We start from the raw sequence: 13,220 nt of genomic DNA on the forward strand, positions 1-13,220 counted from the left end.
TCCGGCGCCCGCCTGGTGCTCACCGCGATGCGCCAGCTGGAGGCGACCGGCGGCCGCTATGCGCTGTGCACCATGTGCATCGGCGTGGGGCAGGGTATCGCCATCGCCATAGAGCGGATCTGAAACCCTGCGCACGCAGGGGATAACATGAGAAGGCGGCCACTGCCGCCCACACCAGAAGAGAACAAGGAGACGAACCGTGAGGCCGGAAGCCATCCAGATCATCAAGGACGAACACCTCGCCATCAGCGCGGTACTGTATTCCCTGCGCTACCTCGTCAAGGAGATGCGCAAGGGTTCGGCGCCCAACTTTCCGCTGCTCAAGGCCATCCTGGACTACATCGTGTCCTACCCGGACCGCTGGCATCACCCCAAGGAGGACAAATACCTCTTCGCCGCGGTGCGCCGCCGCACCCGCGAGGCGGACAAACTGATCGAGCGCCTGGAGCGGGAGCACAGCCTGGGCTACCCGATGGTGGAGGAACTGAAGCGTGACCTGATCGCCTTCCAGAACGGCGAAACCGAGGCCCGCGAGCGCTTCTTCGCTACCGCCGACCGCTACGCCGAGCTGGAGTGGGAGCACCTGCACACCGAGGAAGAGGTGTTCATGCCCATCGCCGAGCGGGTGCTCACCGCCGAGGACTGGGCGGAAATCCACACCGCCTTCCGCGAGAACGACAACCCGCTGTTCGGCATCAAGCCGAAAGAAGAGGCGGAATCCCTGTACCAGAAGATCCTGTCGCTGGCGCCGGCGCCCATGGGCTTCGGCCCGGCGGCCTGAGTGTCCCGCCACTGAGCGCCGCCACCTAAGTAAGCACCGCCGCTGGCGGCCCCGGCTCGCAGGAACCGTGGCCGCCGGCGCAGGAGCAAGGGGTGGCCGGCAGCCGCCGGCCGCCACCGCCTCAGCGGGCGATGGTCACCGGAATGGACGAGGTGCGTGCCACCTCGGTCGCCACCGAACCCAGCAGCAGACGGCCAATGCCGCCGCGGCCGCGGCTGGCGAGCAGGATGGAATGGAAGCCGCCCTCGACGGCGAAGCGGACGATGGTTTCCGCCGTGTGACCAATGGCGATGTGCGTCTTGCACGCCACGCCGGCCGCCTCCAGTTGCTCCCGCGCCGGCTTGAGCGCCGCCAGGCCCTCTTCCCGGTAGTAGTGCTGCAACTCCTCATGGGAAACGAACAGCCGCGCATGGCCGGAATCCACCGGAATCTGCACATTCAGCACATGAACCTCGGCGTGCAGGCCGGCGCCGGTCAGGCGCAGCAGGTGGGCAACTGCGCGCTCGCCGCATTCGGAGCCATCCACCGCCAGCAGCACCTTCACGCTCGCGGGCTGGGTCGCCACCACCTCACCGGCGGTGCCGCCCTCTTCGCTCATTCCGCTCATTTCGTGCCCCTCCCCTTGTCGTCCGCCTCCAGGTCCAGCTCCACCAGCGGGCCGGGCACCGCGCGGCTCGCCAGCCACTTGCCTAGGCCCACCACCAGCACCGCGCCTATGGCGGCCGTCACATAGTGCAGCCAGCCCGGCGCGCCGGACAGCAGGGGCGCCAGGATCACGTCGCCCACCAGCATGGTGCCGGCGATCCAGCCCAGCAGCGCCGCGCCCAGCGTGATCACGATGGGGAAGCGGTCCATCAGGTGCAGCACCAGCTTGCTGCCCCAGACGATGATGGGAATGCTGACGACGATGCCGAACACCACCAGCGACATGTCGCCATGCGCCGCGCCGGCCACCGCGATCACGTTGTCCAGGCTCATCACCGCGTCGGCCACCACCACCGTCTTGATCGCGCCCAGCAGGTGGGTGCTGCCCTCGATGCTGCCGTGCTCGTCCTCATCCTCCGGCTGCATCAGCTTCACCCCTATCCAGGCCAGCAGCAGCGCGCCCACCAGCTTGAGGAAGGGCATCGCCAGCAGCTTCACCGCGAAGAAGATGAGCACGATGCGCAGCACGATGGCGCCCAGCACGCCCCAGAAGATGCCCTTGTTGCGCTGGGATTCCGGCAGGCGCCGGCAGGCGAGCGCGATCACCACCGCGTTGTCGCCGCCGAGCAGGATGTCGATGGCGATGACCTGGGCCACCGAAACCCAGAACGTCGGCTCGAGAAGAAACTCCGGCATTGATCTTCCTTGGTCAGGACGGCGGCCTCCACGGCCCGCCGCAGGGTGGCGCCGGCACACGCCGCCGCCAAACGAAAACCCGCGCCGGGCGCGGGTTGCAGCCCGCGGCGGAACACTGCTGCCGGCCGCGGATCAGGGCTGCGAGTCTAGCACCCGGCGTGCACCGCCGGAACCCGCGCTGCACGGCGGAAATGGCGTCGGCAAAGCCACAAATGCAGCACGGTTGTCTGACAAGCCCTGACGCTTCGGCCGCGTTCCCGGCACCTCCCCCTCGCCCGCACGCCGTATCCAGGCGCGCGAAAAAGCCTCTCCGCAACGCGCGGCATGGACCTTGCGGAAAGCGGCCGCCGCGCAAAGCCGCCTTCCCCGTGAGGGTGCGCCGCCGCCGGTGCAGCGCCCACTACAACATCAATCACTTCAAGAAAGAGTACCTACATGCAATTCAGCAACAAGACGGCCGCCTTCGCCGCCCTTTCCCTCCTGCTCGTTTCCGGCAGCAGCATCGCCGGGCCGGACTGGACCGCCATCGAACGCGCCCGCGCCGCCGCGAAGCAGACCGCCGCCAGCGAAGCCGCTGCCGGCACGCCCGCCGCAGCCACCGCCTCCGACAACGTGCGCAAGCTCAGCCACGGCCCGCGCGCCGTGGTGCTGCCCGGCGTCGCCAAGGCGGACGCAGCGACCCAGGTCGCCGAGGAAATCCGCCCGCAGGCCGTCCAGACTGCCACCCGCTGAGGCCGGCCGGCGGCGCTTCCCGCCGCCGCCATCGCCAGGCCCCCTATCGGGGGCCTTTTGTTTTTTCCGTCCGCCGCCTTCCACCCGCACTCCGCCTTGCGCTTGCAATCGACAGACCCGCGCCATCAGCAAGCCAGGGGGCCTGCTTTCCCCATGGGCTAGAATCGACGGCCATACCCCATGACAGGCTGAACAACGATGGCCGGAGAACTCCCCACCGCCTCCCCCGCCCTGATCGCCCAGCTGCGCCAGGTGCCCCTGTTCTCGGAACTCGCCGACGAAGACATCGCGCGCATCGCCCGCCAGAGCCGCGAACGCGCGCTGGCCCGCGGCGAAGTGCTGTTCCAGCGCGGCGACACCCCGCGCGGCTTCTTCTGCGTGCTGCGCGGCCAGGTGAAGCTGGCCTTCTCCTCCGCCCAGGGCAACGAGAAAGTGGTGGAAGTGATAGGCGCCGGCCAGAGCTTCGGCGAGGCGGTGATGTTCATGGAGCGGCCCTACCCGGTGTTCGCCGAGGCGCTGGTCGACAGCACCCTGCTCGCCATCGGCCACGACGCCATCCTCGGCCAGCTGGACGAAGACCCGCGCTTCGCCCGCAAGCTGCTCGCCGGCCTCTCCATCCGCCTGCACAGCCTGGTGCGCGACGTCGAGACCTACACCCTGCGCTCCAGCACCCAGCGGGTGATCGGCTACCTGCTGCAGCAGACGCCGGAGGACGTGGACAGCGGCGAGTGCCGCATCGGCCTGCCGACCAGCAAGCAGGTGATCGCCTCCCGCCTCAACCTCACGCCGGAAACCCTGTCGCGCATCTTCCACGACCTGGCCGACAGCGGCCTCATCACCGTCGCCGGCCGCCACATCACCCTGCACGACCTGCGCCGGCTGCGGGCGCACGAGGGCTGAGCGCGCCGGCTCAGGGCAGCGCCACCGCCGGCGCCTGCTCCACCGCGAGGTAAGCCCGCAGCGCGCCGGCCAGGTTCGCCAGCAGCAGGCCGCCGGAGGCCGCCAGCAGCAGGCCGCCCGCCACCGCCGTCGGCGGCCACAGGGTGGCCAGCAGCAGCGCCAGCAGGTTGGCCAGGTGCAGGCGGTAATGCAGCAGCTGGCGCTCCTCGGTGATCAGGCGGGTCATCGCCGGTGGCCGATTCACCTTGCGGCGCAGGTGCAGCCACAGGATGAAGGGCACGATCTTGTAGAGCATGCCCAGCATCACCGACAGGAATACGCCGGCCAGCGCCAGCACGCCCAGTTGGGGCCCCAGCCCGGCGTCCGGCGCGAGACCGGTGGCGCTGGCGGCAAGCAGCCCCGCCACCAGCATCAGTGCCAACATCGCCAGCCGCCAGAAGCGGAAGCAGGCGTCGGTGATCTTGCGCCGGCGGCGGCGCTGCAGTGCCAGCGTGGCCCAGGCGAAGGCGGCCGCGGCCAGCGCCAGGCCGATGGCCAGCAGCCGCTCCGCCCAACCGCCGCCCCAGCCGGCGGGCGTCGCCATCACCAGCGAACCGATGATGAGCACCGCGCCTATGGCCGCCGGCAGGCCGCGGGTGAACAGCAGCGGGTAAGACGGCGTCAGCAGGAACATCGGCACCACCAGCCAGGCGACCGCCACCAGCAGCAGGCCGGCCCAGCCGCCCAGCCCCCAAGCCTGATGCAGGGTGGACAGCGCCATCCAGCCGCCGCCGAGATCGCCGCTGCGTACCAGCGCCAGCGCCGCGCCCAGGCCGACGGTGACGACCAGCGCCAGCATCGCCCCGCGCAGCCCCCACACGGTGGCGCCCAGCGCCGGCGTGCGCCACAGGCCGGCGGAAACGCCCAGCACCAGCGCCGCCACCGCCAGCCCGAGCAGGCCGGCGGCAAGGTGGAAGAACAGTGCATCGCTCCACAGGAAGGCGCAGGCCAGCGCCGCGCCGCCGGCACTCAAGGCCAGATGCACCAACCCGGCGAGCAGGCGCGGCTGCACCACGTTGGCGCCCGCGGCCACCGGCAGCACCTGGAACAGCGCGCCCAGCATGATCTGCAGCATGGTGCCGGCGGTGAGCAGGTGGGTGGCCGCCAGCGCCTCCGGCGTCCACCGGCTGGCGAACACCGCCTCGCCGCGCAGCACCAGCAACAGGCCGGCGGCGAGAACGAACAGCGGCGCGGTGAAGAAGAAGCGCAGCGGCACCGACAGCGGCGGCGCCTGCTCGAAGGAAAGTTCGGCGGCCATCGGCCTGCCTCCCGCGGGGAATGCGGTCGCCGTGGCGGCCGCGCTTAGTGGCCGGCGTGCCGGATGTGGACGATGAAACGGCCGTCGTCCTCGATGTACTCGGTGCGGTAGGCGTAGCCGTTGGTGTTCAGTATCCGGTACAGCGGGAAGGGCTCACGGTTGAGCCACAGTTGCAGCTCCTCGCCGCGTTCGAGGAAATCCAGCGCCTCCAGGGTGCGCTCCATCGGCTCCGGCGGAACCATGTCGCGCGCGTCTATCACCCGGGGGGCGCCCGCCGCCCCGTCCCCCGCCTGCTCAGCCATGCGCCACCTCCATCAAGGCCTGCTCGACCTCTCCCATCAGCTGCTTGAAGGCCACCTCGTCGCCACCCAGTATCCGGTCGCACATCGGGTAGAGGATGTTCTCTTCCTTCATGTTGTGTTGCTGCAGCAGGATGAGCAAGGTTTCGGCGGCATCGGCGAAGGCGACGGCGTTGCGGCCAGCCAGCGCCTCGTCCAGCCAGCCCAGCAGCTCGCGCATCTCCTCATGCTCGGAGCGCATCACCCGGGTGGGGCCGGCGGTGTTGCCGGTGCTGGCCTCGAAGGCGGGGAAGATGCGCTCCTCCTCGACCGCCAGGTGGCCGAGCAGGTCGGCGCGGAAGCGGGCCAGGCTGGCGGCGCAGGCGCTCCAGTCGCCGCGGTGGGCATCGGCCTCGGCGGTAGCGAAGGCCTCGTCGCAATGGCCATGGTGGTGTTGCATGAAGTGGGTCAGGCGGTCCATTCGGGCTCTCTCCGGGGTGGCAGATGAGGCCGGATTGTTTGCGCCGCCGCCGGGCCGCTCCTTGACCCCAATCAAATCCGAAAAATCGTTTGCCATGCGGCGACCGCCGGCGACGCCAGCCTGGATCGCTTGATCTGGATCATGGAGCGCGCCCGGGAAGCGGCCGGATAATCCGCCCATCCCTTCACCGGGCCACGGCGCTCACCTCCTCACGCGATCCAGACAATCGCTCGGGCGCCCACGCTTCCTCCTCCGAGCGGCCCGGCGAGGGGATATCCGTTTCCTGCCTCCTGCCTGCATTACCCGGCGTAGAAGCGCCCGCGATCATGGCCAAGAAGTTCCCGCTGAACCCCAAGCACCCCGAGCGCATCTGCTGGGGCTGCGACAAGTACTGCCCCACCGCCTCGCTGGGCTGTGGCAACGGCTCCGGCCGCACCCAGCACCCGGCGGAACTGCTGGGCGAAGACTGGTACCTCTACGGCGACTGGGGCCTGACGCCGGACGAGAAGGGCAACGCCGTCGAGGAGACATCCGCCCAGGCTGCCGCGGAAGCGGCCACGGGAACGGCACCGCGTTGAACGCGGCGGCCGCCAGCCAGCCTCCGGCACCGCAATAACGCCGCGCGGCGCCAGCCGCCGCCCGCCCCGCAACCGGCACCCGTCCTTCCCCTTTGGTGGGCATTCGACCGCCATGACCGGGCCGCATCGAGGCCGCTTCCCGCCGATGACAAGCGCGCCGCCAAAATTGTCCCGAATCAAGGAGCCTGCCCCGGCGCCTTCCTAGACTGCGGCCTATCTCCGGGCCGCTCCCGGCCTTTCCGCTTCCACCGACCTCCTTATCCCGATGACCGCGCAGGACACCTTCCCCGGCCCACCGCCCCGCCGCGTCATCCCGATCCGCCGGGCGGACGCCCAGCGTGGTCTGCAGGGCCGGGAAGGAGCGCCAGCGATGCACCGCCCGGCGCTTGCCCCGCAACCGGCCGGCGGCGGCGCGAAGGCTCATCGCGGCGGCATTCCGCCGGCCTTCAACGGCCGCCCGGCCGCGCCTCCGGCAGTTCCCGCCCACCACGCCCAGCCCAGGAGGTAAGCATGCTGCGCGAAGCCCTCCCCTGCATGCAGCCGGTCGACCCACGCGAGCCGGCAGCGCCCCATCTTCCGCTCACGGCCGGCCCTCAAGCCATAGACGTGCAGAGCGAGCGCATCTGCCAGTTGCTCGCCACCGCGCCGTTGTTCGAGGGCCTGGCGCAGGACGAGATCGCCCGCTTCGCCCGCGGCGTGCGCGAGCTCACCGCCGCCCGCGGCGAGATCCTGTTCCACCGTGGCGACGCGTGCAGCGGCTTCCACCTCATCCTCGCCGGCCAGATCAAGCTCGCCTTCCTGTCGGCGGCGGGTAACGAGAAGGTGGTGGAAATCCTGCGCCCCGGCCAGACCTTCGGCGAAGCAGTGATGTTCATGGATAAGCCTTATGTGGTGATGGCGCAGGCGCTGAGCGACACCCGCCTGCTGCACATTCCCAAGCAGGCGGTGTTCGAGGAAATGGCGCGCGACCCGCTGTTCTGCCGCAAGATCATCGGCGGCCTGTCACGCCGCCTGCACCAGCTGATGGGCGACGTGGAGAGCTACTCGCTGCGCTCCGGCCGCGACCGCATCGTCGGCTACCTGCTGCGCGAGGAAGGGCTGGACGAAGACTGCCCCGGCCGCGGCCGCGTCTCCATCCGGCTCTCCACCAGCAAGGGCACCATCGCCTCCCGCCTCAACCTCACCCAGGAGCATTTCTCCCGCATCCTGCACGAGCTCGTAGACAGCGGCCTGATAGAGGTGGAAGGCCGCACCATCCATGTGCCCGACATCGCCAGGCTGCGGGCCAGCCTGGACTGAGGGAGAGGGCAGAAATGCGGCGGCGGCATGACGATTCCCGCTCCCCGCCGCGTCCGATAGAATTCCCGCCTCCGGCCCCGCGCCGCCTGCGCACCCTTCTTCTCGCCAGCATGCCCCTCTCCCCCGGCCTTCAGCGCTTGAGCAGCTGGCTCGCCATCCTGGCGATCCTGCTGACGGTGCTCGCTCCCGGCATCAGCAAGGCGCTCGCGGCCCGGGACGCCGGGTGGATGGAAGTCTGCACCGCCGCGGGCATCAAGCACCTCCAGGCGGGAGGCGGCTCGCCGGACGAGTCCGGGCACGCGGGCAGCAGCGGCAGTTGTCCCTATTGCCTCACCCACGCTTTCGGTTTTGCGCTGGCGCCGGTGGACGCCCAGTCCTGGCCAGCCCTCGCCGGGCCTGCCGGCCCTCTGCCCCTGGCCGCCGCGCTGCCGCCGGCCCCGGTTTCGGCCTGGACCACCCCGCAGCCGCGAGCGCCCCCCTCCGCCTGATCCGCCTCCGGCCGGGCTTGCCCAGCCGTCCCCGGCCGCACCGCCCCATCCGCTGCCGGATGAGCCGCCGCCCTGGCAATGAGCACACCTGCCAGACCGGCCCCGAGGACCGGCCGGCGGCCCGCCCGCCTTCCTGCGCCGGCGCCCCGCTTCGTCACGTCTGTTGCGCTGCCGGAACGGAGCCGCCACCGCTGCCCGCTCAGGCACTGCGAAGGAAGCGCTGGCGTGGCGACTCGCCCTGCCGGAGCGCTTTGCCCATGCCCATTCCCGGTTCGCCGCGCCACGCCCCTCCCAGGAGGAAGGCGCCACGGGAAGCGGCGGGCACGAACGAGCACCCGCTGCTCTTCCGACAACGCAATATGGCTGGAGCCGAAAAGTGAACGAACACAATGAAGCCGGGCAAGGCATGGTGTCGCTGCGGCGCGGTGCCCCCTTCTACGCCGCTGGCGAGGAAGGACATGCCTGGCGCCTGGTCAGCGGCACCCTGCGGCTGGATCATGACGACGACACCGGTCCCCGGTTCGCCGGACTCGCCATGACCGGCGATGTGGTCGGAGCGGAAACCCTGCTCTTCGGCCGCTACACCTTCAGTGCCCACGCCTTGTCGCCCTGCACGCTCAAACCCTGGACGCAGGCCGCCGACGCGGCAGCCAGCGGGTTCTGGCTGCAGGCGGTGGCCGCCGCGGAACGGCGGATGGGCGCGCTGCTGGCCCTGCGCTGCGGCAAGGCGACGGAGCGCATCCGCAAGCTGCTGGCGCTGATGGGCGGCAGCGGCTGCGCCGTCGTACTGCCCAGGCTGCGGGATATCGCCGACATCACCGACCTGACCCTGGAAACCGTCTCCCGCACCATCACCTCCATGGGGGCCGACGGCACGCTGGATGTGCAGGGCCGCCATCGCGTGCGCTGGGTACGCGACGTGATGGAATGAGGCCGGCAAGCGGAGAGGGCCGGCGGCATGCCGGTGGGGGGCGGCGGCCGCCGGGCTGCGGGCGTCGTCCAGCGATCCGCCTGGGTTGCCGGCGGCAACGGTGGCTCAGGCCTCGCCGGCCAGCATCCTCGCCATGCCGGCCATCACCGTGAGGTTGGCCTGCTCCATTGCCGCCAGCGCGGCCAGGGCGGCCGCGGGCTTGCCGGCGTAGTGCAGTTCCAGCGCGCGACGGGCGTGCTGATGGACCTCGCGGTGCGGTTGCTCCAGGGCGGCGTAGCCGGGCAAGCGGGCGTAGCGGGCCTTGCCCTCGCCGTCGTAGTACCAGCGGCCGAGGCGGCAGGCGGTTTCGTCCGGCAAGGCGTCGGGGCGCAGGTCGGAGAGGCCGAGAAGCACCTTGTACACCTCCAGCTTCAGGCCCAGCTCTTCCAGGTTGGCGAGCTCCACGTTCGCCAGCCGGGCGGAACTGGCGGAAGAGTGCTCCACCTCGCGCGACAGGCCGATGAGATGCTGCATGCTGAGGGTGGCCTCCGCGCTGTAGCGGGAAAACGCTTCCATGTCCTGCGCGCCCAGTTGCATCACCGCCCTGGCCGCCCCGGTGTCGCCCTGGATCGCGGCGACCCGCTCGGCGATGTCGCCGGTGGCCTTGCCGGTGCGTTCGGCGAGCTTGCGCACCTCGTCCGCCACGACCGCGAAGCCGCGGCCGGCCTCGCCGGCGCGGGCGGCTTCGATGGCGGCGTTCAGGGCCAGCAGATTGGTCTGCGCCGCCACCTCCTTGATCAGCTCGACGATGCCGCCGATCTCCTCGGCACGGTGGTGCAGGCCCTCGACCTTGGCGGAAGCCTCGCCTATCTTCCCCACCATCTGCTGCAGCCGGCCGGCGATGGTCTCGAAGGACTGGCGGTTGCTCTCGGCATGTTCGGCGGCATCCACCGCCTTGCCTTTGTCGCGGTCCAGCGCGCCGACCAGTTCAAGGAAGGAGCCGCCGACACCGGCCAGGGAGTCGCCGAAGCTGCCGAGGTTGCGGAACACGCCATTCAGCACCTCACACTCCTGCTCACGGGCGGCGAGGCGCCGGGCGAGTTCGGCACGGTCGGCCTCGGCCCCCTCCAGGCGGGCGAGCAGCGCAGCGTTTTCGCTCGCAAGTGCGGCGCAGCGCTGCTCGGCTTCACGCAGCGCGCGGATATCGGGGAAGGGCCACATCGCGGTTCTCCGCTGCGAACTGGGGGCAGTTCAAGAGAAGTTCAGGGCAACCAGAACTTGGCATCTTCGGTCACCGTCACCGCGGGATCGGCCTGGTCGGTCACGGTGAATTCGATGCGGTGCGGGCCGCTGCCGGCGGCGCCCGGCGCCACCCGCACCTGTACGGTGGCGGCGGCGGTGGAGGCGCCCTGCACGCTCACCGTCAACGCTTCGGCCAGGTGGATGCCCTCCAGCCCGGCCACGCTCACCACGTAATGGCGCTCGCTTTCGCTGGCATTGATGAGCTGCAGGCGGAAGGCATTCTCGATGGAACCGTCGTCCGCCTCGCTGGCCAGCGCGGCGCGGTCGCGCTGCACGTCCACTTTCAGCGGCACCCGGGTCGCCAGCGACCAAGCGGTGGCGATGAGCGCAACGAGGAAGACGGTGCTGTAGATGAGCACCCGCGGCCGCAGCGCGCGGCGCAGGATGGTGGCGCGGGAGCTGCGGTGCTTGAGCGCGTTCTCGGTGGAGTAGCGGATGAGGCCGCGGGGGTACTGCATCTTGTCCATCACCTGGTCACAGGCGTCGATACAGGCGCCGCAGCCTATGCACTCCAGTTGCAGGCCGTTGCGAATGTCGATGCCGGTGGGGCACACCTGCACGCACATGCTGCAATCCACGCAATCGCCCAGGCCCTGCTCCTTGGCCGCAACCTTCTTGGAGCGGCCGCCTCGCGGCTCGCCGCGGGCCTCGTCGTAGGCGACGATCAGGGTGTCCTGGTCGAACATCACAAACTGGAACTGGGCATAGGGGCAGATGTACTTGCACATCTGCTCGCGCATGAAGCCGGCCATGCCGTAGGTGGCCCCGCCGTAGAACAGCACCCAGAAGGTCTCCCAGCCGGACAGCGAGAAGGACAGCGTCTCCACCGCCAGTTCGCGGATGGGGGTGAAGTAGCCGACGAAGGTGAAGCCGGTCCACAGCGCCACCGCCAGCCACACACCGTGCTTGGCCGATTTGAGACCCAGCTTGCGCGGCCCCCAGGGCGTGGCATCCAGCTTCATGCGCTTGGCGCGATCGCCCTCGATCTTGCGCTCCACCCACAGGAAGAGTTCGGTATAGACCGTCTGCGGACAGGTGTAGCCGCACCACAGCCGCCCCGCCACCGTGGTGAACAGGAACAGCGCCAGCGCCGACAGCACCAGCAGCACCGCGAGGTAGATGGTGTCCTGCGGCCACAGCACGAAGTCGAAGACGTAGAAGCGGCGGGCATCCAGGTCGAACAGCACCGCCTGACGCCCGTTCCACGGCAACCAGCACAAGCCGTAGAAGACAATCTGCGTCAGCCAGGCGAACACCCAGCGCCAGCGCTGAAACACGCCGCTGATGCTGCGCGGATAGACCTTGGCCTCAGAGACGAAGGGCGAGCCCGCCTCGGGCTTGGGCACCGCGGACAGCTTGGCGCGGCGCAGGGGTTTCGCAGGAGGCCGGGGAGAGGACTGAGTCAGGGGCGCTGAAGACGCCTCGGAGGAAGACGGGGAACTGCGCTGCTGCTCGGACATGGGGATGGACGCCGCGGGGCACGGTGATTTTTCGGGGAAAGGACCGTTGCCAGCGGCGTTGCCGGCACAGCATAAGATGCATTTCCTATGCAGCTTTCAGATTACCAGTGAGGCAGGCCATAATCAATATGTTTCATACACCTTTAAAGGCCGGACCATGCGGCTCAGCACCTTCTCCGATTACTGCCTGCGCGTACTGATGTACCTGGGCGAACGCGGCGACCGCCTCAGCACCGTGGCCGAGATCGCCCAGGCGCACGCCATCTCCGAACATCACCTGACCAAGGTGGTGCACCAACTCGGCCGCGCCGGCTATGTCGAGACGCTGCGCGGCAAGGGCGGCGGCATGCGGCTGGCGCAGGCGCCGGCGCAGATCGTGCTGGGCGCGGTGCTGCGCCAGACCGAAACCGACTTCGCCCTGGTGGAGTGCTTCGGCAGCGACTCCCGCTGCTACATCGACGGCGCCTGTCACCTGCAGGGGGTGCTGGGCGAGGCGCTGACGGCGATGTTCGCGGTGCTGGACGGCCGCACGCTGGCGGACCTGATCCACGAACCACCGGGCACGCCGCAGCATCTCGCCTTCATCCGCCGGCCGGTGGCCGGCCAGGGCTGAGCGTCCCGCTCCCCCTCCTCCGCTTTTCGCGTTTTCAGCCGCCAAAAAAAACGAAGGAGCCCATCGGCATTTTTCAGGCTGCTTTTCTCCGCTTCCGGCGCGGCGGAAATGCATCATTTCCCGCAATGGAAACGCCGCAGTTACGCGGCTTTCAGCCTGCGCCACGCCGGCCGGCGCAGCGCAGCGGCGGCAAGCCCGCAGTTCGCCGGGCCATTTCGATTCACACAAAAAGCGGCTTTGCCGTTTTGATTCGAATCAATCAAATTTCGTCCGCCGCTTCATAGCATGGCCCCGCACTCGCAGCCGGCCGCGAACCGCCGCCGGCTTACCGCACAGACAAAAACGGAGCCTTGTCATGAAAAACGCCCCCCTGCTGATTGCCGCTTTGCTCGCCGCCTCCCTCGCCGCCTGCGGTGGCCAGGAAAGCCCGCCGACAGCCCCTGCCGCCGCGCCGGCACCGCCACCGGTGGCCGCCGCCCCGGCCGCGCCGCACCCCGGCGAAAGTTCCTACAAGAAGGTCTGTGCCATGTGCCACAGCGCCGGTGTGGCCGGCGCGCCCAAGCCGGGCGACAAGGCCGACTGGGGCCCACGCATCGCCCAGGGCAAGGACACGCTGTACAAGCACGCTCTGGAAGGCTTCACCGGCCAGAAGGGCATGATGCCGGCGCGCGGTGGCGCGGCGACGATGCCGGATGAGGATGTGAAGGCCGCGGTGGATTTCATGGTGTCGAAGTCCGAGTAAGCAGCACGCCAGCCGCCC

At 69.6% G+C, this 13,220-nt stretch carries 16 protein-coding genes and 1 pseudogene; 10 read left to right on the forward strand and 7 right to left on the reverse strand.

The genetic code is table 11. The features are described 5' to 3' along the window. Window positions 1-123: pseudogene (locus tag C7389_RS16825) on the forward strand (3-oxoadipyl-CoA thiolase); the annotation flags it as partial. Between the two features lie 76 nt (window positions 124-199). Next, window positions 200-781, forward strand: a complete 582-nt coding sequence (locus C7389_RS16830; protein ID WP_133593620.1) for a hemerythrin domain-containing protein — start codon at window positions 200-202, stop codon at window positions 779-781. 121 nt (window positions 782-902) lie between these two features. On the opposite strand, the gene C7389_RS16835 is transcribed toward C7389_RS16830, so the two are convergent. Both C7389_RS16835 and C7389_RS16840 read right to left on the reverse strand, forming a co-directional pair. Further along, window positions 903-1,388, reverse strand: a complete 486-nt coding sequence (locus C7389_RS16835; protein ID WP_246034832.1) for a universal stress protein — start codon at window positions 1,386-1,388, stop codon at window positions 903-905. After that, window positions 1,385-2,122, reverse strand: a complete 738-nt coding sequence (locus C7389_RS16840; RefSeq protein ID WP_133593624.1) for a TerC family protein — start codon at window positions 2,120-2,122, stop codon at window positions 1,385-1,387. Before C7389_RS16840 ends, C7389_RS16835 begins: the two co-directional genes overlap by 4 nt. 435 nt (window positions 2,123-2,557) lie before the next feature. Between C7389_RS16840 and C7389_RS16845 the strand changes: the two genes are divergently transcribed. Both C7389_RS16845 and C7389_RS16850 read left to right on the forward strand, forming a co-directional pair. Further along, the gene (locus tag C7389_RS16845) at window positions 2,558-2,854 is read left to right on the forward strand and encodes a hypothetical protein (RefSeq protein WP_133593626.1); all 297 of its coding nucleotides are present in this window, start codon (window positions 2,558-2,560) and stop codon (window positions 2,852-2,854) included. Between the two features lie 198 nt (window positions 2,855-3,052). Beyond that, complete coding sequence (locus tag C7389_RS16850; RefSeq protein ID WP_133593628.1) at window positions 3,053-3,754, forward strand: Crp/Fnr family transcriptional regulator; 702 nt, start codon at window positions 3,053-3,055, stop codon at window positions 3,752-3,754. Between the two features lie 10 nt (window positions 3,755-3,764). Here C7389_RS16850 and C7389_RS16855 read toward each other — a convergent pair whose 3' ends face one another. The 3 genes from C7389_RS16855 to C7389_RS16865 are packed head-to-tail and all read right to left on the reverse strand — an operon-like array spanning window position 3,765 to window position 5,810. Further along, window positions 3,765-5,051: a hypothetical protein gene (locus C7389_RS16855; protein WP_133593630.1), complete on the reverse strand. Its 1,287-nt coding sequence runs from the start codon at window positions 5,049-5,051 to the stop codon at window positions 3,765-3,767. Between the two features lie 44 nt (window positions 5,052-5,095). Then, a complete protein-coding gene (locus C7389_RS16860) occupies window positions 5,096-5,353 on the reverse strand; it encodes a DUF2249 domain-containing protein (RefSeq protein WP_133593632.1) in 258 nt (85 codons plus the stop codon). Then, window positions 5,346-5,810 (reverse strand): hemerythrin domain-containing protein, encoded by a 465-nt coding sequence (locus tag C7389_RS16865; RefSeq protein ID WP_133593634.1) that lies wholly within the window; start codon window positions 5,808-5,810, stop codon window positions 5,346-5,348. The genes C7389_RS16860 and C7389_RS16865 overlap by 8 nt, the downstream gene beginning before the upstream one ends. A 326-nt stretch (window positions 5,811-6,136) precedes the next feature. Between C7389_RS16865 and C7389_RS16870 the strand changes: the two genes are divergently transcribed. The 4 genes from C7389_RS16870 to C7389_RS16885 all read left to right on the forward strand — a co-directional run bounded on the left by C7389_RS16870 (window position 6,137) and on the right by C7389_RS16885 (window position 9,106). Then, window positions 6,137-6,388, forward strand: a complete 252-nt coding sequence (locus tag C7389_RS16870) for a DUF3079 domain-containing protein (RefSeq protein ID WP_133593636.1) — start codon at window positions 6,137-6,139, stop codon at window positions 6,386-6,388. A gap of 510 nt (window positions 6,389-6,898) precedes the next feature. Continuing rightward, window positions 6,899-7,687: a Crp/Fnr family transcriptional regulator gene (locus tag C7389_RS16875; protein WP_246034833.1), complete on the forward strand. Its 789-nt coding sequence runs from the start codon at window positions 6,899-6,901 to the stop codon at window positions 7,685-7,687. A gap of 137 nt (window positions 7,688-7,824) precedes the next feature. Next, on the forward strand, window positions 7,825-8,175 hold the full coding sequence (locus C7389_RS16880; protein ID WP_162851770.1) for a DUF2946 domain-containing protein: 351 nt from the start codon (window positions 7,825-7,827) through the stop codon (window positions 8,173-8,175). Window positions 8,176-8,551: 376 nt separating this feature from the next. Continuing rightward, window positions 8,552-9,106 (forward strand): Crp/Fnr family transcriptional regulator, encoded by a 555-nt coding sequence (locus C7389_RS16885; RefSeq protein ID WP_133593640.1) that lies wholly within the window; start codon window positions 8,552-8,554, stop codon window positions 9,104-9,106. A gap of 105 nt (window positions 9,107-9,211) precedes the next feature. On the opposite strand, the gene C7389_RS25945 is transcribed toward C7389_RS16885, so the two are convergent. Together C7389_RS25945 and ccoG are read right to left on the reverse strand one after the other, a co-directional pair. Beyond that, complete coding sequence (locus C7389_RS25945) at window positions 9,212-10,306, reverse strand: methyl-accepting chemotaxis protein (protein ID WP_133593642.1); 1,095 nt, start codon at window positions 10,304-10,306, stop codon at window positions 9,212-9,214. Window positions 10,307-10,347: 41 nt separating this feature from the next. Continuing rightward, entirely contained in the window at window positions 10,348-11,733 is a 1,386-nt protein-coding gene (ccoG, locus tag C7389_RS16895; protein WP_246034835.1) for a cytochrome c oxidase accessory protein CcoG, read from the reverse strand. 271 nt (window positions 11,734-12,004) lie between these two features. On the opposite strand from ccoG, the gene C7389_RS16900 reads away from it, so the two are divergent. Together C7389_RS16900 and C7389_RS16905 are read left to right on the forward strand one after the other, a co-directional pair. Continuing rightward, window positions 12,005-12,460, forward strand: coding sequence for an RrF2 family transcriptional regulator (locus C7389_RS16900; protein ID WP_133593646.1), 456 nt, complete (start codon window positions 12,005-12,007; stop codon window positions 12,458-12,460). A 355-nt stretch (window positions 12,461-12,815) separates the two neighbouring features. After that, window positions 12,816-13,202 carry a c-type cytochrome gene (locus C7389_RS16905; protein WP_133593648.1) on the forward strand — a complete coding sequence of 129 codons (387 nt, stop codon included), beginning with the start codon at window positions 12,816-12,818 and terminating at the stop codon, window positions 13,200-13,202. The last annotated feature ends 18 nt before the right edge of the window (window positions 13,203-13,220 follow it).

The sequence above is a fragment of the Azoarcus indigens genome (assembly GCF_004361735.1).
GTDB classification, from domain to species: domain Bacteria; phylum Pseudomonadota; class Gammaproteobacteria; order Burkholderiales; family Rhodocyclaceae; genus Azoarcus; species Azoarcus indigens.

Bases quoted from the DNA above. Each gene is read 5' to 3' on its own strand.
- C7389_RS16900 (WP_133593646.1), top strand. From the start codon at position 12,005: ATGCGGCTCAGCACCTTCTCCGATTACTGCCTGCGCGTACTGATGTAC.
- C7389_RS25945 (WP_133593642.1), bottom strand. From the start codon at position 10,306: ATGTGGCCCTTCCCCGATATCCGCGCGCTGCGTGAAGCCGAGCAGCGC.
- C7389_RS16870 (WP_133593636.1), top strand. From the start codon at position 6,137: ATGGCCAAGAAGTTCCCGCTGAACCCCAAGCACCCCGAGCGCATCTGC.
- C7389_RS16875 (WP_246034833.1), top strand. From the start codon at position 6,899: ATGCTGCGCGAAGCCCTCCCCTGCATGCAGCCGGTCGACCCACGCGAG.
- C7389_RS16855 (WP_133593630.1), bottom strand. From the start codon at position 5,051: ATGGCCGCCGAACTTTCCTTCGAGCAGGCGCCGCCGCTGTCGGTGCCG.
- C7389_RS16850 (WP_133593628.1), top strand. From the start codon at position 3,053: ATGGCCGGAGAACTCCCCACCGCCTCCCCCGCCCTGATCGCCCAGCTG.
- C7389_RS16835 (WP_246034832.1), bottom strand. From the start codon at position 1,388: ATGAGCGGAATGAGCGAAGAGGGCGGCACCGCCGGTGAGGTGGTGGCG.
- C7389_RS16840 (WP_133593624.1), bottom strand. From the start codon at position 2,122: ATGCCGGAGTTTCTTCTCGAGCCGACGTTCTGGGTTTCGGTGGCCCAG.
- C7389_RS16860 (WP_133593632.1), bottom strand. From the start codon at position 5,353: ATGGCTGAGCAGGCGGGGGACGGGGCGGCGGGCGCCCCCCGGGTGATA.
- C7389_RS16905 (WP_133593648.1), top strand. From the start codon at position 12,816: ATGAAAAACGCCCCCCTGCTGATTGCCGCTTTGCTCGCCGCCTCCCTC.
- C7389_RS16845 (WP_133593626.1), top strand. From the start codon at position 2,558: ATGCAATTCAGCAACAAGACGGCCGCCTTCGCCGCCCTTTCCCTCCTG.
- C7389_RS16865 (WP_133593634.1), bottom strand. From the start codon at position 5,810: ATGGACCGCCTGACCCACTTCATGCAACACCACCATGGCCATTGCGAC.